Here is a 19,101-nt window from a genome sequence, read left to right as displayed (position 1 = left end):
GGTGGAGACGCGGTTCATGCACCACTGAGCTGGTACAGCGCTTACCGCTTTACATTCCGCTGCCAGGCGAGCCCAGGGACGATAAGTTTCCCACCTGGATGCAGGCAGCATCCAGCGTAGCCTCCGTTTGCCTCGTGGTCGCAGAATCATAAGGGTCTACCAGCAAGATCATGCAATTATCAGAACATGGTAATGCCGTTATCATCCTAGCAGCTTTATTCACGGCAATCCATACAGGGATGATATTGATCCCGTGGAGGTGAAAGCCCCCGTCAGCGCGAGCGCGAAGCACCGTATGGCCGCAATCGCCGCTCCCTCTCTTCCGGTATGCACAACACACATATTATGATAATGTCGTTATCATTTATTTATATTCCGATGGTAACCGGATGGGAGAATCCGAATGAAGGTATCTGCGACCATCGACAACGGGCATGCCTATGCCTGGCAAAGGAGGGCAACATGATTGACGTCTCCGCTCCCCTGATGTCGCACAACCATCTATATCGCCACGTGCGCGATGTGGTGGGCGTCCGCGGTTTGGCTGTGGTCGGTGTCGGGAGGGCTGGTGAACGCGGTTTTCAGATGCTGTACCGGTTCGCCGATGCCTGCGACCGTCTCGAGGCGTGCGGCATCAATGTCATCTTCGTCTATCCGAAGGAATCGGTACGCCATGTTTTCGACGCCGCGTCGATACGTGCGGCCCGATATCGCCAGAAAGAATGCCTGTTCCTCGATGAAGGTGGCCGGTTCTTCCGTAAGCCGATCCATACAAAATCGCTGCGCGCGATATACCTGGACAACGGCATGCAACCGAATGCGACGACCGACGTGACGTTGCTCGACGAGACGTGGGACGAACTCCTGCGTGCATTCTTCGCGAAGATCATCGGACGATGCCTGCATTGATCCGTGCCGAACGCTGCCTCATGGAATCAACGGGTTCTGGTGAAACCCGCTCGTTGCGAGCATGTCGCACTCGCCAGCCTTTCGCGATCCGGCGCGCGACATCCAGGCAGCCGTGGCATGAGGTTTTCAGACGGTGTATTATAATTGGATTAACATACTCGGAATCTGCTGCTGACATGGAAACGAAAACTGCCCGGCTGACGGTGCTAATCGATCCGGTGAAGAAGGAGGCGTTCGAAAAACTGTGCGCGTCACAGGATCTGACACCCTCCCAGGTGGTGCGCCAACTGATCCGCGAGTATCTCGAACAACACGGTGTCACTTACAAGACCCGGAGCACGGTCAGCCCGCGTCCTCGCAGGAAGACCGCCTGAGGGATCAAAAAGAATCCTTTCCTCAGCATGTGGTTGAGCGCTGCAAATAAGGCAGCAGGCTCAGCGAGAGCGCATGCGTCGGCAGCGGCAAAACGAGGAACCGCCGCTTTTGGACCGCCGCGCTCACGCCACCGAAGCCGAAGAAGAGGCGGTCCCGACGCTAATGTCCGTTACCGTGAGAAAGCCAACGCGCGTCCCGGCTAACAGACCGATCGCACCATCCGCCAGGATGCCCGATCTCCGGCTGTCGGATGCGGGGCCGACAGCCGGAATACCAGGCATCGGACTTCAGCCGACACTGACCTCGATGCGCCGCGGCTTTGCCTCGTCACGGCGCGGAATGGTCAACTTCAGGACACCGTCCTTCAATGCGGCTTCGATTCGGGACGTGTCGAAGTCTTCGCTGACCGTGAACCGGCGCGAAAAATAGGGCGCCCGTATTTCCGCATGCGAGAGCCGCAGGTTGTGCGTCACAGGAACGACCGATTCGGCATCGATAGTCAAACTGCCGTCGTGCACCCGGATGTCCAGCTTATCCTTCGGCACGCCGGGCAGGTCGGCCCACACCGTAACGGAATGCGCGTCTTCGACGATGTCCACTGCCGGCGTCAGCGTAATGCGCCGACGCGCTTCCTCCGACTCCGCACGCGTCATCGCGTGCGGGTCGTGCTGGGCGATTTGCATGTTGTCGCTCATCATGTCACCTCTTCACTGAACGGTAATGGCACGAGGTTTCGACGCCTCGCGTTTGCCCACGGAAATCAGCAGGCATCCGTCGACATAGCGCGCCTGCACGTTGTCGGGATCCGCCTGCTGCGGCAGCTCGATAACCCGCCGGAACGCGCCGCTAAAGCGTTCCTGCGCATACTGGCGCGCGCCTTCGGGCAACGGCTGCTGCGCGGACCGCTCGCCGGAGATCGACAGCAGGCCCTTGTCAATTGACACGTCGAGCTTCGACGGATCGATGCCCGGCGCAAACGCGACAATCTCGATTGCACTGTCGGTCGTGCCAATGTTGATCTGAGGAAAGGTGCCTAACCGGCTTGAACGAAGACTGGACGGGAAGCTGCCGAACAGACCCGACATCTGCCGCTGCAGCCTGTCCAATTCGCCAAAGAGGTCGGTCCCGAAGTAAAGATCACTCATGGTCGCTTGCTCCTGTATAGGCAGGGAAACGAACCGGCGTACGCGCTTCAGTCCGGTTGCCCCCGTGCCGGGACAATCAAGGTTGAAACACACAGCGTCCGCGGACAACGCGCGTCGCGAACCGCTGCCTGAGCGAAAACAAAAATAGGAGAGCGCGTGAGAATTTCAAGAGGTGGCGCCGCGCATTTTTGCTCTTGAAGAATCGACCGCCGCCCATACTCTCGGCGCAGAAATTCTTCCAGGAGAGACGCCATGGAATTCGACACCGACTGGAAAACGCTGGGCAAACACCGGATCAGATTGCGTTCGACGAAAGGCTTTCCGACCGAAGTACTGCGGCAACTGGCCGAAGTGGCGCGCCTTGCAGTCGACAACAACATGAGCGCACGGGCTCGCATCGTCGAAATAGTCTTCCGGCAGGAAAAGGTCTACGACATCACGATCGGAACGACATTGGCCGAAGACAGGCTTTGCGCCCCCCAGCTGGAGAGCGCAATCTCGACGGTGATGGGACTGCTGCCTCAGCAGGTGAACGTCCTCGTGCATGCTGTCACCCAGGAGGAAGTGGACCTGCATTTCGGGGTTTACGAACGCACGTTAGCGGAAAAAGCGGGCGTCATTCCGCCGCTGCAGTAGTCCGACGCGATGGGCGCGGGAATGTTTGTGGTGGCGATGCTGCGGCGGCCGTCGCGTCAGTGTTAGTGCATGGCCGAGCGCTTACTCGCCCGTCCTTCCACTGCCTGATTCCTTCTGTCCGCCTCCTTCGGACGCCGGCTTGACCTCCTGCAGTTCCTGTTCGCTGACCTCGGCCTGGCGCACCGTGGTGCCATCGTCGCCGGTTTCCGAAATATCGGTTTCGAACGTGCCTCCGCCACCGGCGTCCTTGCCCGCATTGTCCTGTTGCGTGGTCCCCAACGCTTGTTCCTTCGTCGCCATGATCTGCTCCTTTCGATGTGTCGAATGACAGTGAGTCGCCTCGCGTGACGCTATGGCACGCCAACGAAGTACAGCATCGGCAATGCCCGACCTCACGCGTCGGAAGCGGGCGCAAATATCGACGACGAAGCGACGGTGTGGCTGTTGCTGCGATGTCGCTGTTGCTGCGGTTTCGTTACTGCTACCAGGTGAATCCGGCACGGATTCACGCAGCGGCGTGAACGGAGCAACGACCGCGCGATTCCATCGCAAGAGAGGACGACGAGATGGGCAAACTCAACAGCGCCGCCATCACCGCAAGCTAACCGTCACGACCCTATGCCGCCAGATGAAGAAGGACCCGGGTGACCGACGAGTCGGCTGTGGCAGACAGTGTCCGGCCTTGCAATGGTTAGAAAAGATCAAGCACATCGGCCGCCGGCATGCGCGGCTTCTCCAACGCGCATGCAAACGCCATCAGTCGGTTACCCGTCGCAACGTGGCGTTGGGACTTTACTGCCTGGCGACGTGACTTCCGTCACAGACGTCCTGCACTCGCAATCGCGTAGGGTCACACGCGAAGCATGCTGTCGATCGCGAGGTCGAGCATCGCGAGTCGTGGACGGAGATCCGGTGTGCGTGTGTGCGAGCGCTGGTTGTTCGACCCAACAGAGACAGTCGCGATACGTGCCGCGAAAGCCCGGTTCGGGAGCGACAACGGTCGTCGCGTCTTTACGCGCTGATCCGCACAAGCCAGAAAGCAGGTCTCTAGTCCTGCGCGGCTTGCGCACTGCACTGCTCGAAAAAGCCCCACGCGACGCTATTTGTTGTTGCCTGCGCCAGTGCCATATAACCCATTATCAAAGCCACCCGCGCCTTCCGTTTTATGTCCTGACTTCTCGGATGGCGCGCGCGCGCCGCTTTTCGCCTCCGACGATTGCGGCGCGTTCGACTCAATCGTTCCAGAAGCCGGCGTGGCCGGCCGCGAACCCATTGGGGCAGCGCGGCTATCCTGAGGGGCCGCTCCGTTGGGCGCGGTAATCTGCGCAAGCGCGGGCGGCGCCGTCGAAAGTGCGGCGCAAAGCGTCGTGGAAACTGCTCGCGCAAGCGTTTTCAAAAGCCAGTTGGAAGTTGGGTTCATGGCATCGCACCTCTGACTGAATTTTTTCGGGAACGCAAACCATATGCCCGATGCGACAACTGTTTTCCGGTGCATCGATCGCTCCACCTCGCGCCCAACCGTTTATGCGCACGCTGCTTTCTGGTAGCGCCGACAGGATGCCCGCATCGATCTGCCGGGAGCGCGAGGCAATCACGGCTTGCTCATCCTTCCGGAGCACCGCCTCGCGTTAATTGCGTGCGTAGACAACGAACGGCTGCTGGCACTCGATATGCGCACGAGGAGAGTGACCGCGCGTCGTCTGACGTTGGTGGCGATCCACGTGCTCGCTTTCGATTCGTGCACCCGCACGGTTTATGTAGCCGGCGAGAAAGGCGTCGTGTCGATTTTCAGCGTTGCAGCCGAAGGTCGGCGATGGTCGGTTCGGCCCAAATGCTCTACCCGTTCGGCGGGAGTGGTCCGCCGGATCAAAAGTCATGTGAAGGCAACTGCGCGAGAAACTTCCCACCCGCACTTGCTGCACAGGGTGATCGTCCCTCGGGCGAGCTCAGCCTGGTGCGCACAGCAAACGGTGCATCGCAGTGGGCCTATAAGGGCGAACTGCTATACCACGGCTTGATGGACAAAAAGCCAGGAGACCGACATGGCGACGGGCTGAACCAGGTGTGGCATACCGTTCAGCCATGACGCATGGTCCCCACGCCACTGGTTTTCCTCTTCCGATAGGGCGAGCAAGCGGACAAGTCACGATCCACTGGACGTCTGACCGTCGATATCTCGAAGCACTTCCGAGAACCATTCGCGCGTTATCGGCTGGTACGTGCTCGTCCCGAGGGAAACCAGCATGGAAGCATGGAGATCAGGACGTCATCCTTAAGGAAGAGATGATGAAAAAGAGCTGCAAACGCGTGAATCCCCGCGACCCACATAATCGCATCGCCGAGCCATTTGTGAACTGATGCGAGTGCTGCGCCAGCTTGATGTGAAGTGCCCAGCAATGGCGCAATTTCGTGACCGGAGATGAGCGTCAGCGGATGCCCTTCGAGCCATGCGCCAGTGACCGCGGTCAGCGGAAGAGCGAGGAGAAGCAGGTAGAGCGTCCATTGTATGGAAGTCGCCATACCAGCCATCCAGCGGGGAATCTGAGGTTTCTCGGGACGCGTATCTAATAGCCGCCACAGCAGGCGGATAAGGGTGAGCGCGAACACGCACAAGCCCAACGTCTCGTGGAGCCGCCGGTCGAACTCGTGCATCGAAGAGTAGACGCGCTGTTCAGATCCGCCAGGCCCATAAATAAATGCAACGAGCACAACGATTGCTGTGGCCCAGTGGAGAAATTGCGCGATCGAGCCGTAGCGTGCTGCTGAGCTTTTCACTATAGCGCCTCCAGTTTGCGGCCCCAGTCCGTTCAGACAGCGGAAGCCGCAGCGTAGTCGGGTGCGACGTCGGAATTATATACGCCTGGTGAAGCAGAAGCGACTGCACGTTCGGTATTGAATGCGTCGCAGGGCGACTCTATATCACCCTTTCAAATTTTTAAACGATGCGGTCTGGGGCACTCCTTTCGGAATCCTGCTAACGATAGATATCGCATGATGACGGGCGTTCGGCATTTTCTTGCGGACACCCGTCAACGGGTCACAACCCTTAACGTCGCTCACGGGTCGTCGGTCGCCCTGCTTTGCTCTTTCGCGAGACGGCCCGCCGCATGGCATCTTTCGAGCAGTGCTCAGGATTGCCAAGAAGCGTGACAAGCTGTGATTCGCATCCGGAAAAGGAGTAGCCACGCCGGTACGAGATCATGAATGTGAGCGGACGCATATGCCACGCGCGCCGTTGGAGCTCGACAAGTGTCCCATTCGCGAGGTCTTCCGCAACCATGTGACGCGGCATGTGCCCCCAGCACAGGCTTCCCCTGAGCAGGTCGTGCTTTGCCCCGAGGTCATTCACCCACCACTGGCGCTCGCCGGCAACCCCCTGCTGTGTCTTTTCTGCGTCGGACTGATTGTCGGTTACCACGAGCTGGATGTGCCTTCCGAATTCCTCTCGCGGAATCGGTCCTGCGATTGCGGCCAGCGGATGTGACGGCGCGCAGACCGTCACCATTTGCGTATCACATAAGTGCTGCCGTTCGATGCCATCCGGGCGAATCTCCGGCACGTCGGTTATCGTCACCGCCAACGCGCACTTGCCTTCCAGAATAAAACGCTCGCCGCCCTGCATGGTCGTCATGCGGAGACTGATTGCTACCGTCGGAAATCCCGCCTGGAGGGTACGCAGGCATTCGATAAGGTGCGCACGCGGAAAATAGGTATCCACCGCAATAGAGACCTGTGGGACGCCGGATTCAACAATCGAAACCGCACGCATCTTCATTTCCTCGGTGCGCGAGATGACGCCTCGAGCATCGGGCAGAAGGCTGCGGCCCGCAGCCGTAAGCGTCGCTCTGCGCGTATTGCGTTCAAAGAGCGTCACGTCGAACGCAGTTTCAAGCGCGGCTATCGCGTGACTGACCGCAGACTGTGCACGCCTCAGTTCCCGTGCAGCCCCGGAAAAGCTGCCTTTGTCGCAGACAGCCACGAAGGCCCGAAGTTGATTGATAGTGACATTGTCCAGCATAGATATCTATAAAATAGATGAGTAGCATCGATTTTTAGTCAATTGTCTTCATGAATCAAGTGTTTGAGAATTGTGCTCTCCCGCTGCTACTTCAACGGACGCACGACATGAACAGACTTAACGGAAAGACTGCTGTGATCACCGGCGGCGCTACCGGCATCGGCCGCGCCGCGGCGGAGCGCTTCATCGAAGAGGGCGCCTTCGTTTATATCTTCGGCCGCCGCCAGGAAGCGCTCGACGCCGCTGTCGCCAGCCTCGGACCCCGCGCCCGCGCGGTGAAAGGGTCGGTGTCCAATCAGGGCGACCTCGACCGACTCTACGCGCTCGTGAAGGCCGAGCGAGCCATGCTCGACATCGTATTCGCCAATGCTGGTGCGGGGAGTCCGCTTCGGCTCGGCGAGATCACCGTCGAGCACATCGATGACACTTTCGACACCAACGTGAAGGGTACGATCTTCACGGTCCAGAAGGCACTGCCGCTGATGAGCAAGGGCGGTTCGATCATTCTCACCGGATCGAGCGCCGGCACCACCGGCGCTCCGGCCTTCAGCGCCTACAGCGCGAGCAAAGCGGCAGTACGTAACCTTGCGCGGACCTGGGCGGAGGACCTGAAGGGCACCGGCATCCGGGTGAACGTTCTCTCGCCGGGGGCGACGGCGACCGAACTCGCGAAGGAAGCGCTAGGCGAGGAAGGTCAGAAGGTCTTCGCGTCGATGACTCCGCTCCAGCGGATGGCTGATCCGTCAGAGATCGGCGCAGCGGCCGCCTTTCTCGCCTCGCCTGACAGCAGCTTCATGACCGCGAGCGAACTCGCCGTTGACGGCGGTCTTGCGCAACTCTAAGGAGAGAGATGAAATGACACAGCCACTAAAGGGCAAAACCGCTCTCGTGACGGGCGCATCGCGGGGCATTGGCCGAGCCATCGCCGAGCGTCTCGCAAAGGATGGTGCACTCGTCGCGCTGACTTATAACGCCAGTCAAACAGGCGCGGACGAGGCGGTCGCCTCCATCGAGAAAGCGGGAGGCACGGCATTCGCGATTCATGCGGATCTTGCTGACCCGGTAACCGTCCCGTCATTGTTCGACAAGCTCGACGACACTTTCACCCGACGCAACGGAAGCAAAGCGCTCGACATTCTCGTCAACAATGCCGGCAACTCCGGTTGGGTCGGCTTCAAGGACGCGACGCCGGACAGTTGGGACACCTTGATGGCGGTCTACGCACGCGCGCCCTTCTTCATTGTTCAGGCTGCTCTGGAGCGTCTTGCCGATGGCGGACGCATCATCAACATTTCTTCCGCTGCCGCCACGAAGCCCGTGACCGCCGCGCCCGTCTATTCGATGGCGAAGGCGGCCATCAACAACCTGACCCATGCGCTCGCAGCCGAGCTCGGGCCGCGCGGAATTACCGCGAACGCGGTCGCGCCGGGCTACACGCGAACCGACGCGAACGCCGCCTTCCGGGAGAATCCCGAACTCGTGAAAGCAGTCGAGGCCCAAATCGCGCTGGGACGCTTTGGTGAGCCATCGGAAATCGCCGCCGTCGTGGCATTCCTCGCTTCCGACGAAGGTCACTGGGTGACCGGCCAGACAATCGAAGCGAGCGGCGGCTACAAGCTCTAACTGCACTTGAAGTCGAAGGAGAATCTCATGAGCTATGCAATCATCGGTTTCGGCAAGATTGGCCGCGCGCTGGCCAACGCGTTCGCCCGCAATGGCCTCGAAGTATCCGTTGCCACCACGCGGGAGCCGGCGAGCTTTGAATCCGACGCAGCCGCCATCGGGCCGACGATCATTCCCAAAACGCTGGCGGAAGCCGTCAAGGCGGACGTCATCTTTCTGGCAGTCCGTTTCGAGTCGCACCCGGAGGTCGCGAAGGCGCTTTCCAACTGGAACGGAAAGACCGTCATCGACGCCATGAACACGCAGGCCCCACTTGAGGAATCAGGTGGGCTCCCATCCTCTGCATTCGTCGCGAAGGCGTTCACCGGAGCCCGTTTGGTGAAAGGTTTCAACCATCTGGCTGCTGGCGTCCTTGACCAGGACCCTGCTATACAGGGTGGCAGGAGAGTCGTGTTCCTCGCGAGCGACGATGCTGCAGCCGCTGCGGATATTGGTGCGCTTGCGAAAAATCTCGGTTTCGCGCCGATCCAACTGGGCGGGCTTTCGGAAGGTGGATGGCTTGTGCATGCGCGCGGAAAGAACTGGGGTCACCTGATCTTCAAGGACCTGGTCAAGTTCGATTGACGATTGTGGTTGAACCCAGAGGTCCAGCCGCGTCGTGCCTGGTGAAAGCTAGCTGATCGACGCGACGGGCGGTGCCCGGCTCTAAACGTTCCCTCCGCCAGATAGAAAGACCGCACCGACATTAAAGGCAGGTTGGTTTTTCAGTTAGGCATCCTTCTAAACGAAGTGGAATGGTCCGACATCAAAACGCGCAGAATAACAGAACAACTGGGCCGTCTTTGGGGCCGTCTTTGGGACCGGCTATCCGGTAGAAACCGTTCACTTTGCCCCCGCACTCGCAGTCGCGCAACGCAGCGCAAGCGCGACGGCCGCAATCGCTGTTTCAGTCGGCATCCCGCTTAAGCACGCCGCCGATCCAACGCTCTTCCGAAGCCATCAGATGAGCGCGCATCGCGGTCTGCGCAGCGAGCGGGTCGCCGGACTGCAGTGCCCGCAGGATATCCTGATGCTCTCTCACGGCGTCGGTCCATGTCGCCGCGCTCTCAGTGTGACCTCGCATCGCTGCCGCAATGGGATCGTGGCGGCTGTCGAACAGTTCGCCCACAAAGCGGGCAAGCACCGAGTTACCGGCCGCCTCCGCGATCAACATATGGAACTGCCGGTCGGCGTCCACCGGCGTCTTGCCGGCTGCGGCGAGCCTACGCATCCGCTCCACGGTCCGCCTCAACCGGTCCACCATGGCGGCCGTCATACGCGCGGCGGCAAGCGCCGCAACACTGCCCTCGATGGCCGCACGCGCCTGCATCAGTTCCGATGGACTGTCGCCCAACGCGCCAACCGCGTTTTCATCGTCCGCCCCCGTGTCGCGCACGTAGACACCCGACCCCATCCGGATTTCGACGCGGCCACCGATCTCGAGTGCGATCAACGCTTCGCGCAATGACGGACGAGACACGCCGAGTCTTAGCGCAAGCTCGCGCTCGGGCGGCAAACGCTCGCCGACTGGAAATTCACCCTGGCGGATCAGGGTAAGAATCTCCGCAGCGACGGATTGGTAAAGCCGCTTGGGCTCTTGTGATTTCATGAACGGCCAGCATCCGGTACACAGAAGGCGCTCGAACCAGCGCCGTGGCGAAGTCTAGCAGCGGCCGATGCGAACCCGCAAATGAACTGGTTTACCCGGGAACGTTAGAATTGGTAAGGTCAGTTCTTTAATTTCAAACTGGATTGACCAAGCGCCGATATTGCGCTTTAATGTGTCGCAATTGAGCTGGCCCGCGCGACGGGTCAGCCGTCACAGGAGACACGATGAGCACGCTTCGCAGCCTGCCTGACTTCGCTCGCAAGCCGAACAGCCGCATGTGGGAAGGAGAGATTCTCCGGCTCGAAGGCATTCGCAAGCAGTTTCCCGGCGTGATCGCGCTCGACGGCATCAACCTCGATCTGCATTGCGGCGAAGTCCATGCCATTTGCGGTGAAAACGGAGCGGGCAAATCGACGCTGATGAAGATCATCAGCGGCCAGTACCGTCCCGACGAAGGGAACATCCTTTACCGCGGCGAGCGGGTGACTTTCCGGTCGACGTCCGACGCCCAGGCGGCAGGCATTGCGATCATCCACCAGGAACTGAACCTCGTTCCCGATCTTTCCATCGCAGAAAACCTCTATCTCGCGCGTGAACCCAAGCGCGGCCCCTTTGTCGACAGGCGCAGGCTCAACGCCAATGCCAGCGAATGTCTCGCCCGCATCGGACTCACCCTCGCACCCACCACCAAAGTCGGCGCGCTTTCCATCGCGCAGCAGCAGATGGTGGAAATCGCGAAGGCACTGTCGCTCGACGCGCAGGTGCTGATCATGGACGAGCCGACCTCGTCACTGACGGAGTCGGAAACCGTCCACCTCTTTCGCATCATCAAGGAATTGCGGGCAGACGGCGTGGCGATCCTGTACATCTCGCATCGTCTCGACGAGATGGCGGAGATTGTCGACCGAGTGACGGTGTTGCGGGACGGCCGCCATATCTCGACCGACAACTTCGCGGCGCTTACCGTGAACGATGTTGTCGCGCGCATGGTGGGGCGCTCGCTCGACGATGCTTATCCGCAGCGCCAGTCGGTACCGACCGACGAAGTGCTGCTGAGCGTCAACGACCTGCGGCGCGAAGCGGTGTTCGGGCCGCTTTCGTTTGAACTGCGCAAAGGCGAGATACTTGGCTTCGCCGGCCTGATGGGCGCAGGACGCACCGAGGTCGCGCGCGCGATTTTCGGCGCCGATCCGCTCGACGGCGGAACGATTTCGCTGCGCGGCGAGCCAGTCACGATACGTTCGCCGCGCGAGGCCATTCGCCACGGTATTGCTTACCTTTCCGAAGATCGCAAGAAAGAAGGCCTCGCACTCAGCATGCCGGTCGCTGCGAATGTCACGCTAGCCAATGTTCGCGGTATCTCGTCGCGTGCGGGCTTCCTGCGGTTTAACGAGGAAGCGCGTGTGGCGGACCGCTATGTGCGCGACCTCGCGATTCGCACGCCTTCGGTCAATCAGATCGCGCGCAACCTTTCCGGCGGTAATCAGCAAAAGGTCGTGATCGGCAAGTGGCTGTATCGCGGTTCGAAAATTCTGTTCTTCGACGAACCCACACGCGGTATCGACGTCGGTGCGAAGTTCGCCATTTACGGCCTGATGGACCGGCTTGCTGCGGATGGCGTGGGCGTCGTGCTGATCAGCTCGGAATTGCCCGAGTTGCTCGGCATGACGGATCGGATCGCCGTGTTTCACGAAGGTCGCATCGCGGCGGTTCTCGAAACAAAACACACCAGCCAGGAGGAGATCATGCACTACGCTTCGGGGCGCACCCATGCTTGAAATAACATCGGATCGCACGCAGGCCGCCAATCGCTCCGCACAACAGCGGCGACGCGAACTCATTCAGAAATTCGCGGCATTGGGCAGTCTTGTGGTGCTCGTAATCGCGTTCTCGATTGCGAGCTCCGCGTTCTTCTCGGTCGACAATCTTATGACCGTGGGTCTGCAGGTCACTTCGATCGCCTATCTGGGCGTGGCCGCGACCTGCGTGATCATCACCGGCGGCATTGATCTTTCTGTCGGCTCGGTACTCGCACTTGCCGGCGTTTGCGCGGCGCTGCTCGCCAAAGTCGGCGTGCCGGTGCCGGTCGCCATGCTCGGCGGCATTCTGGTCGGTGCGCTGTGTGGCCTCATCAATGGCATCTGCGTCACGCGCATGGGCCTGCCGCCGTTTATCGCGACGCTCGGCATGATGCTCGTCGCTCGCGGGATGGCGCTGCAGATCACCGGTGCGCGTCCCGTATCCGACCTCGGCGAAGCATTCGGCGAGCTCGGCAATGGTGCGTTGTTCCGCATCTCCCACATCGGCGCGGACGGCTTTCCGGACACGACCTTTCCGGGCATTCCCTACCCGGTCGTCATCATGGTCGTGCTGTTCGTTGTCGTCTCCGTTCTGCTTTCGAGGACCTCGCTTGGCCGTCACATCTACGCGGTCGGCTCGAACGCGGAAGCCGCGCGGCTGTCCGGCGTCAATGTTCAGGGTGTCAAACTTTTTACGTATGTGCTTTCCGGCGCCCTCGCCGGCGTAACGGGATGCGTGCTGATGTCTCGGCTCGTGACCGGGCAGCCGAACGAAGGCGTGATGTACGAACTCGACGCAATTGCGAGCTCGGTGATTGGCGGAACATCGTTGATGGGTGGCGTCGGTACGATTTCGGGTACGGCCATCGGCGCATTCGTGATCGGCGTGCTGCGCAACGGGTTGAACATGAATGGCGTTTCGAGCTTCATCCAGCAGATCATCATCGGTGTGGTGATTCTCGGCACCGTCTGGATCGATCAGCTTCGTAACCGCAGGCGCTAAGCACAAGCCTTTAAGGCAGTCAGAAGAAGTCCAACCACTAAAGACAGGAGCGAGACATGAAGAAGAGCTTTCCGATGCTGGCACTTTCCGCACTGCTATGTGCAGCATTCAGTACAGGCGCGTACGCGGCGGGCGGTGAGATCGCCGTGATCGTCAAGACCGTCAATTCGAACTATTGGCAGAACGTGCAGAAAGGCGCAAACGCCGCGCTCGCCGACGCGAAGGGCTACACGATGACGTTTCAGGGGCCGGCTGCCGAATCGGATATCACCGATGAGGTCAATATGGTCGTGAATGCGGTCAACCGGCATGTCGCGGGCATCGTGCTCGCGCCGTCCGATCCGGACGCGCTCGTTCCCGCGATCAAGCAGGCGTGGAACGCGCATATCCCGGTCGTGCTGATCGATTCGGCCATTTCCGCTTCGGGCAAACAGTACTACCAGTCGTTCCTGTCGACCGATAACGAGAAGGCGGGCGAGCTTTGCGCGCAAGCGCTGATCGATCGTGTCGGACAGACCGGCAAGATCGCGATCATGTCTTATGTGCCTGGCGCTGGCTCCGAAGTGAGCCGCGTCGGAGGCTTCCGCAAGTACATCGCCAGCCACTCGAAACTGCAGGTCGTCGGGCCGTACTACTCGCAATCGCAGATGGCAATGGCCTTGAACCAGACGACCGACGTGCTGTCCGCCAATCCCGACCTCAAGGGCATCTTCGGCGCGAACGAGCCGACGGCGGTCGGCGTGGGCCGCGCGCTCAAACAGTCGGGCAAGGCGGGCAAGCTCGTCGCGATCGGTTTCGACGGCAACGAAGATCTGCAAGGGTTCGTGCGCGACGGAACCGTGCAATCCATCGCTGTTCAGGGCTCGTGGCAGATGGGACACAAGGGCATCGAAACGGTCATCGGCGTCATCGAGCACAAGCCGGTGCCGAAGCAGATCGATACGGGCGTCGTGATGGTCGACAAGCAGAACCTCGATTCGCAGCAAGCAAAGGACGTCCTCTATTGACAGAGCCCCGACGAATCGTGTCGGACCCGCCGCGTCGCAGGTGCGCCGCGCGGGTCTGGTCAACGGATCGATGAAACTCACTTAGGGATCCATACTCTCTCATGAAGGCAAGCGAAAAACGCAATCTGCCGCGCAGCGGTCTGTCGATGACCGCACTCGGCCTCGGCTGTTCCCAATTCGGCGGACTCTACCGGCCGATGGCGGCCGCCGAAGCGGCCGCGCTTGCCGACGCCGCGTGGTCCGCCGGATTGCGTTACTTCGACACGGCGCCGTATTACGGCTACACGCTTTCCGAGCGGCGCGTCGGGCATGCGCTCGGCGCACGCGAGCGCAGTGCCTACACACTAAGCACGAAGGTGGGCCGGCTAATGCGCCCCGACGCGAGCGTCAAACCTGGCGATGACGGCTGGGCCGAGCCGCTACCGTTCCGTCCTGTGTACGACTACACTTACGACGGCATCATGCGCTCATACGAGGATAGTCAGCAGCGTCTCGGGCTCGCGCAAATCGATGTGATTTATGTACACGATATCGGCCGCATGACGCACGGTGGGCAGCACGCTCACTACTGGACGCAACTGACTGACGGCGGCGGCTTTCGCGCGTTGCTTGCGCTGCGTTCGAGCGGCGAGGTCGGCGGAATCGGCCTTGGGGTCAACGAGTGGGAAGTCGCCGCCGATGCGTTGAACGAAGTCGAGCTCGACGCGATCATGCTTGCGGGCCGCTACACGCTGCTCGAGCAGACCGCGCTGGAACCGTTGCTCGATGTCTGCGTGCGTCTGAAGACCGCGATCGTCGTTGGCGGCGTATTCAACTCAGGCGTGCTGGCCGGCAACGGCAAGTTTAACTACGCGGATGCTCCTGCCGAGGTTGTCGAAAGAGTGAGTCGGCTTTCGGCTTTGTGCGAGCGCTTCGAGGTGCCGCTGCCCGCCGCCGCGCTGCAGTTTCCGTTCGCTCACCCGGCAGTCGTGTCGTGTGTCGTCGGTGCGCGCAGTGCATCGCAGCTTCAGCAAAACATTGCGTGGCTCGATCAGTCGATACCAGCGGATTTTTGGGCAGCACTACGATCCGGAAACCTGATTGACGCGCAGGTGCCGCTTCCGGAAGGGCACGCATGACTCGTCTGTCCGTCTTTTGCGTCGGCGCGGAAAACGCCACGGCTTTTCTTCCGCTCATGAGGATATCAACATGCTTAGCGTAATTTGCGACTCTCCCGGTGTGCTTCGCGCGCACCAATCCGACGTTCCAGAGCGCAAGACTGGAGAAGTCTTGCTGCGCGTGAGCCGGGTTGGCATCTGCGGCACCGATCTCCATATTTTCACCGGCACTCAGCCGTACCTTCAGTATCCGCGCGTGATGGGCCATGAGCTCTCCGGCGTCGTCGTCGAAGCGGATGGCGATTCGGGACTCGCTCCCGGCGACGGCGTATATGTGATGCCGTATCTTTCGTGCGGAACATGCGTTGCCTGCCGCCGGGGCAAGACCAACTGTTGTGTGAACATCAAGGTGCTTGGCGTTCACCGCGACGGCGCGATGACCGAGTATCTGAGCGTGCCTGCCCAGTTCGTTCACAAGGCTGAAGGCGTCTCGCTCGACCAGGCGGCGATGCTCGAATTCCTCGCCATCGGCGCGCACGCGGTGCGACGCGCGAACGTGCAGGCGGGACAACGGGTGCTCGTCGTGGGCGCCGGTCCGATCGGCATGGCGGCCATGATCTTCGCGAAGCTGCGCGGCGGTAACGTCGTGTGTCTCGACACGCGCGCCGACCGGCTCGCGTTCTGCACTGCGCAGCTCAACGTAACCGCCGCGGTCCCGGTCGGGCCCGACGACACCGCGCAACTTGCGTCGCTGACGAACGGTGAATTTTTTGATGTCGTTTTCGACGCAACCGGCAACATCGACGCGATGAACCGCGGCTTCGGCTTTGTCGCCCATGGCGGCACCTACACGCTGATTTCGATCGTGCCCGGCCAGGTCACCTTTTCGGATCCGGAGTTCCATAAGCGGGAGACGACCTTGCTCGCGAGCCGCAACGCGACGGCCGCCGATTTCGAAACGGTGCTCGAAGCGATGCGCGCCGGGCAGATTCCAGACCAGGCGCTCAACACGCATCGCATGCGCCTTGCCGACGTGCCGGAGGATTTTCCCCGTTTGCTGGAGCCGGGGCAGACGGTCGTGAAAGCACTGATCGAATGCTAAGGCAAGCCGCCACGCAATCAGGATTCCGCTTATGAGTACACCGATACTTCAATTTGGCACCAGCCGTTTCCTGCTTGCGCATGTCGCGCTCTTTGTCTCCGAGGCGCTGGAACGTGGCGAAGCGATTGGCGGCATCAGCGTTGTGCAGACAACAACGAACGAATCGAGCCGCGCGCGGATCGCGGCGCTTTCTCACGCGGAACACTACCCGGTACACATACGGGGTCGCGAAGCTGGCGAGGTGGTGGACCGGGTGGTCGAATGCCGGGTGGTGCGCAATGCGTGGTCAACCGATACCGACTGGGCCGCGATCCGTCGCGCGGTGATCGATGATGCGCGGGTCATCGTATCCAACACCGGCGATGCCGGTTATCAACTCGATGAGCGTGATTCGGCCGATCTGCTGGCGAACGACGCGCTCGTGCCGCACAGTTATCCGGCGAAACTGCTGGTGCTGCTGAATGCTCGCTGGCGTGAGCGTCCGCACCACGGTGTATCGGTCTACCCGTGCGAACTCGTCGACAGAAACGGCGATACCTTGCGCGATATCGTGCTTGGTGTGGCCCGGCAATGGTCGCTACCCGAGCCTTTCATCGGTTATCTGCGGGAACAGTGCGTGTGGGTGAATTCGCTGGTCGACCGTATTGTGTCCGCGCCCATCCATCCGGTAGGCGCGGTCGCGGAGCCGTATGCGCTATGGGCAATCGAACGGCGTGCCGGAATGGAGCTGCCGTGTACGCACGAGCAGATCGTGCTTACCGATGAACTGCGCCGTTATGCGCAGCTTAAGCTGTTTTTTCTCAATCTCGGTCATACGTGGCTGGCGGATCAATGGCTCAGCGAGCGCCGCTCGGCGCAAGAAACGGTGCTGGAGGCGATGAACGCCCCCCGCGTGCGCGGTGAACTCGAGGCGGTGTGGCACGACGAGGTGCTGCCTGTCTTTGGCGCGATGGGTCTGCAAAGCGAGGCCCATGCTTACGTCGCCAGCGTGCGCGAGCGATTCCTGAATCCATTTCTCGCACATCGCATTTCCGATATTGCCGCCAATCATCGCGAGAAGATCAGGCGCCGGATACAGCCGCTCGTCGAACTGGCGGATTCACTGTCGTCGCCGATCGCACAACCGCGATTGCGCAAACTGCTCGCGGCGAACGATCTGCCTCTGGCCAGTAAGGAGTAGTGGCGTCATGAAAGATCAGGACCTCATCGTTCTTCACGATGACGACAACGTTGCCGTCGCATTGCGGGCGCTCGAGGCCGACGCGTTCGTGGATCTGAACGGACAGCGTCTGCGCGTGCTGTCACCGATCCCGGCGGGGCACAAGCTGGCGCTACGCGACATCGCGCAAGGCGCTCAGATCACGAAATACCGGCAGACGATCGGCATTGCATTGCGCGATATTCTCGCCGGCGCGCACGTTCACGTGGACAACGTCGGCATGCCGTCGCAACACGACACTGAAGCGCGCGCGTATGCGACGGATACCGGTGCTGTGCCCGCTAAACGTGCGGATACATTCCTCGGGTACCTACGCGCCGACGGCCAAGCTGGAACGCGCAACTATATCGGCGTGATTGCCAGTGTGAACTGTTCGGCCACCGTGTGCCACGCGATCGCGGATGCATTTCGCGGCGATGCCCTCGACGCATTCGAAAACGTCGACGGCGTGGTTGCGATCACGCATCAGAGCGGATGCGGGATATCCTCGGCCGGGGAAGGCATGGCTGTGCTCCGCCGCACGCTGACCGGTTACGCGCGCAATCCGAATTTCGCGAGCGTGCTGTTCGTGGGACTCGGCTGTGAAGTAAACCAGATCGAGGGGCTAGTCGATCTGCTCGAAGCGTCTTCGTCCCGGCCGGTCCGCACGCTCGTCATCCAGGACGAGGGCGGCGTGCGCGACGCCGTTGCTCGCGGCGTCGCCATGGTTCGCGAGGAACTCCACGCGGCAAACCGCGCAACGCGCGCGCCGGTGCCGGCTTCGCATCTGAAACTTGGGCTTCAGTGCGGCGGCTCCGACGGATACTCCGGCATTACTGCGAATCCGGTGCTCGGTGTGGCGGTCGATCTGCTCGTGCGCAGCGGCGGGACCGCGATACTGTCGGAAACCCCCGAGGTTTACGGCGCCGAACATCTGTTGACCGCGCGAGCTGTATCGGCAGAGGTGGCGCAGCGCCTGATGGACAAACTGCACTGGTGGGAAGGCTACACGGAGCAGAACGGCGGCGAGATGAACAACAACCCGTCTCCGGGAAACAAGGCCGGCGGCATTACGACCATTCTTGAGAAGTCGCTCGGTGCGGTGTCGAAGGCAGGAAGTTCGGCGCTTAAGGCGGTCTACGATTATGCGGAGCCGGTTCGTGAAGACGGTCTCGTGTTCATGGATACACCCGGTTACGACCCGGTCTCGGCGACGGGTCAGATCGCGGGCGGAGCGAACCTCGTCTGCTTCACGACCGGACGCGGCTCAGTGTTCGGTTCGAAGCCCGTTCCTACGATCAAGATCGCGACGACGACCGCTCTTTTCGAGCGGATGCGGTCCGACATGGATTTCAACAGTGGTGCGACTATCGATGGCTCGCTGAATGTCGAGGAAGCCGGCGCGCGTCTGTACGATCTGATACTCGAGGTCGCGTCAGGACGCAAAACCTGCAGCGAGGAGAACGGCATCGGGGACCGCGAGTTCATCCCGTGGTTACGCGGCGCGATCATGTGACGGGGACGTTCGGTATGCGGGGTCG

21 protein-coding genes are annotated in these 19,101 nt (G+C 60.9%); 14 read left to right on the top strand and 7 right to left on the bottom strand.

Annotated elements, in window-relative coordinates:
• Window positions 1-462: 462 nt before the first annotated feature.
• Both BX592_RS09265 and BX592_RS09260 read left to right on the top strand, forming a co-directional pair.
• A complete protein-coding gene (locus BX592_RS09265) occupies window positions 463-909 on the top strand; it encodes a hypothetical protein (protein WP_134191350.1) in 447 nt (148 codons plus the stop codon).
• 176 nt (window positions 910-1,085) lie between these two features.
• Window positions 1,086-1,283 carry a ribbon-helix-helix protein, CopG family gene (locus BX592_RS09260; RefSeq protein WP_134191349.1) on the top strand — a complete coding sequence of 66 codons (198 nt, stop codon included), beginning with the start codon at window positions 1,086-1,088 and terminating at the stop codon, window positions 1,281-1,283.
• A gap of 288 nt (window positions 1,284-1,571) precedes the next feature.
• Here the strand turns inward: BX592_RS09260 and BX592_RS09255 are convergent, their stop codons facing one another.
• Both BX592_RS09255 and BX592_RS09250 read right to left on the bottom strand, forming a co-directional pair.
• Complete coding sequence (locus BX592_RS09255; protein WP_134191409.1) at window positions 1,572-1,979, bottom strand: Hsp20/alpha crystallin family protein; 408 nt, start codon at window positions 1,977-1,979, stop codon at window positions 1,572-1,574.
• Window positions 1,980-1,991: 12 nt separating this feature from the next.
• On the bottom strand, window positions 1,992-2,429 hold the full coding sequence (locus tag BX592_RS09250; RefSeq protein ID WP_134191348.1) for an Hsp20/alpha crystallin family protein: 438 nt from the start codon (window positions 2,427-2,429) through the stop codon (window positions 1,992-1,994).
• A gap of 252 nt (window positions 2,430-2,681) precedes the next feature.
• On the opposite strand from BX592_RS09250, the gene BX592_RS09245 reads away from it, so the two are divergent.
• On the top strand, window positions 2,682-3,065 hold the full coding sequence (locus BX592_RS09245) for a hypothetical protein (RefSeq protein WP_134191347.1): 384 nt from the start codon (window positions 2,682-2,684) through the stop codon (window positions 3,063-3,065).
• A gap of 81 nt (window positions 3,066-3,146) precedes the next feature.
• Here BX592_RS09245 and BX592_RS09240 read toward each other — a convergent pair whose 3' ends face one another.
• Together BX592_RS09240 and BX592_RS09235 are read right to left on the bottom strand one after the other, a co-directional pair.
• Window positions 3,147-3,365 carry a hypothetical protein gene (locus tag BX592_RS09240; RefSeq protein WP_134191346.1) on the bottom strand — a complete coding sequence of 73 codons (219 nt, stop codon included), beginning with the start codon at window positions 3,363-3,365 and terminating at the stop codon, window positions 3,147-3,149.
• A gap of 799 nt (window positions 3,366-4,164) precedes the next feature.
• Complete coding sequence (locus tag BX592_RS09235) at window positions 4,165-4,560, bottom strand: hypothetical protein (RefSeq protein WP_243849416.1); 396 nt, start codon at window positions 4,558-4,560, stop codon at window positions 4,165-4,167.
• Between the two features lie 318 nt (window positions 4,561-4,878).
• On the opposite strand from BX592_RS09235, the gene BX592_RS09230 reads away from it, so the two are divergent.
• On the top strand, window positions 4,879-5,151 hold the full coding sequence (locus BX592_RS09230; protein WP_134191345.1) for a COG4315 family predicted lipoprotein: 273 nt from the start codon (window positions 4,879-4,881) through the stop codon (window positions 5,149-5,151).
• A 119-nt stretch (window positions 5,152-5,270) separates the two neighbouring features.
• Here BX592_RS09230 and BX592_RS09225 read toward each other — a convergent pair whose 3' ends face one another.
• Together BX592_RS09225 and BX592_RS09220 are read right to left on the bottom strand one after the other, a co-directional pair.
• A complete protein-coding gene (locus BX592_RS09225) occupies window positions 5,271-5,840 on the bottom strand; it encodes a cytochrome b (protein ID WP_243849414.1) in 570 nt (189 codons plus the stop codon).
• A gap of 271 nt (window positions 5,841-6,111) precedes the next feature.
• Window positions 6,112-7,083, bottom strand: a complete 972-nt coding sequence (locus BX592_RS09220; protein ID WP_134191343.1) for a LysR family transcriptional regulator — start codon at window positions 7,081-7,083, stop codon at window positions 6,112-6,114.
• 107 nt (window positions 7,084-7,190) lie between these two features.
• On the opposite strand from BX592_RS09220, the gene BX592_RS09215 reads away from it, so the two are divergent.
• Genes BX592_RS09215 through BX592_RS09205 form a run of 3 tightly spaced genes read left to right on the top strand, consistent with a single transcriptional unit; the run spans window position 7,191 to window position 9,330 of the window.
• Window positions 7,191-7,925 carry an SDR family NAD(P)-dependent oxidoreductase gene (locus BX592_RS09215; protein WP_134191342.1) on the top strand — a complete coding sequence of 245 codons (735 nt, stop codon included), beginning with the start codon at window positions 7,191-7,193 and terminating at the stop codon, window positions 7,923-7,925.
• A 13-nt stretch (window positions 7,926-7,938) separates the two neighbouring features.
• Window positions 7,939-8,706, top strand: a complete 768-nt coding sequence (locus BX592_RS09210; RefSeq protein WP_134191405.1) for an SDR family NAD(P)-dependent oxidoreductase — start codon at window positions 7,939-7,941, stop codon at window positions 8,704-8,706.
• A 27-nt stretch (window positions 8,707-8,733) separates the two neighbouring features.
• The gene (locus tag BX592_RS09205; RefSeq protein ID WP_134191341.1) at window positions 8,734-9,330 is read left to right on the top strand and encodes an NADPH-dependent F420 reductase; all 597 of its coding nucleotides are present in this window, start codon (window positions 8,734-8,736) and stop codon (window positions 9,328-9,330) included.
• 322 nt (window positions 9,331-9,652) lie between these two features.
• On the opposite strand, the gene BX592_RS09200 is transcribed toward BX592_RS09205, so the two are convergent.
• Window positions 9,653-10,354, bottom strand: coding sequence for a FadR/GntR family transcriptional regulator (locus BX592_RS09200; RefSeq protein ID WP_134191340.1), 702 nt, complete (start codon window positions 10,352-10,354; stop codon window positions 9,653-9,655).
• A 224-nt stretch (window positions 10,355-10,578) separates the two neighbouring features.
• Between BX592_RS09200 and BX592_RS09195 the strand changes: the two genes are divergently transcribed.
• The 7 genes from BX592_RS09195 (at window position 10,579) to BX592_RS09165 (ending at window position 19,076) form a co-directional block, all read left to right on the top strand.
• The gene (locus tag BX592_RS09195) at window positions 10,579-12,132 is read left to right on the top strand and encodes a sugar ABC transporter ATP-binding protein (protein ID WP_134191339.1); all 1,554 of its coding nucleotides are present in this window, start codon (window positions 10,579-10,581) and stop codon (window positions 12,130-12,132) included.
• Complete coding sequence (locus BX592_RS09190) at window positions 12,125-13,156, top strand: ABC transporter permease (protein WP_134191338.1); 1,032 nt, start codon at window positions 12,125-12,127, stop codon at window positions 13,154-13,156. Before BX592_RS09195 ends, BX592_RS09190 begins: the two co-directional genes overlap by 8 nt.
• A gap of 56 nt (window positions 13,157-13,212) precedes the next feature.
• Entirely contained in the window at window positions 13,213-14,163 is a 951-nt protein-coding gene (locus BX592_RS09185; RefSeq protein ID WP_134191337.1) for an ABC transporter substrate-binding protein, read from the top strand.
• Window positions 14,164-14,264: 101 nt separating this feature from the next.
• The gene (locus BX592_RS09180; protein WP_134191336.1) at window positions 14,265-15,281 is read left to right on the top strand and encodes an aldo/keto reductase; all 1,017 of its coding nucleotides are present in this window, start codon (window positions 14,265-14,267) and stop codon (window positions 15,279-15,281) included.
• A 70-nt stretch (window positions 15,282-15,351) separates the two neighbouring features.
• Window positions 15,352-16,362, top strand: a complete 1,011-nt coding sequence (locus BX592_RS09175; protein ID WP_134191335.1) for a zinc-binding alcohol dehydrogenase family protein — start codon at window positions 15,352-15,354, stop codon at window positions 16,360-16,362.
• 31 nt (window positions 16,363-16,393) lie between these two features.
• Window positions 16,394-17,542 (top strand): mannitol dehydrogenase family protein, encoded by a 1,149-nt coding sequence (locus BX592_RS09170; RefSeq protein WP_134191334.1) that lies wholly within the window; start codon window positions 16,394-16,396, stop codon window positions 17,540-17,542.
• Between the two features lie 7 nt (window positions 17,543-17,549).
• A complete protein-coding gene (locus BX592_RS09165) occupies window positions 17,550-19,076 on the top strand; it encodes a UxaA family hydrolase (RefSeq protein ID WP_134191333.1) in 1,527 nt (508 codons plus the stop codon).
• Window positions 19,077-19,101: the final 25 nt, after the last annotated feature.

The organism is Paraburkholderia rhizosphaerae (genome assembly GCF_004366595.1).
Lineage (GTDB): Bacteria > Pseudomonadota > Gammaproteobacteria > Burkholderiales > Burkholderiaceae > Paraburkholderia > Paraburkholderia rhizosphaerae.
This window is presented reverse-complemented; position numbering and strand designations above follow the sequence as displayed.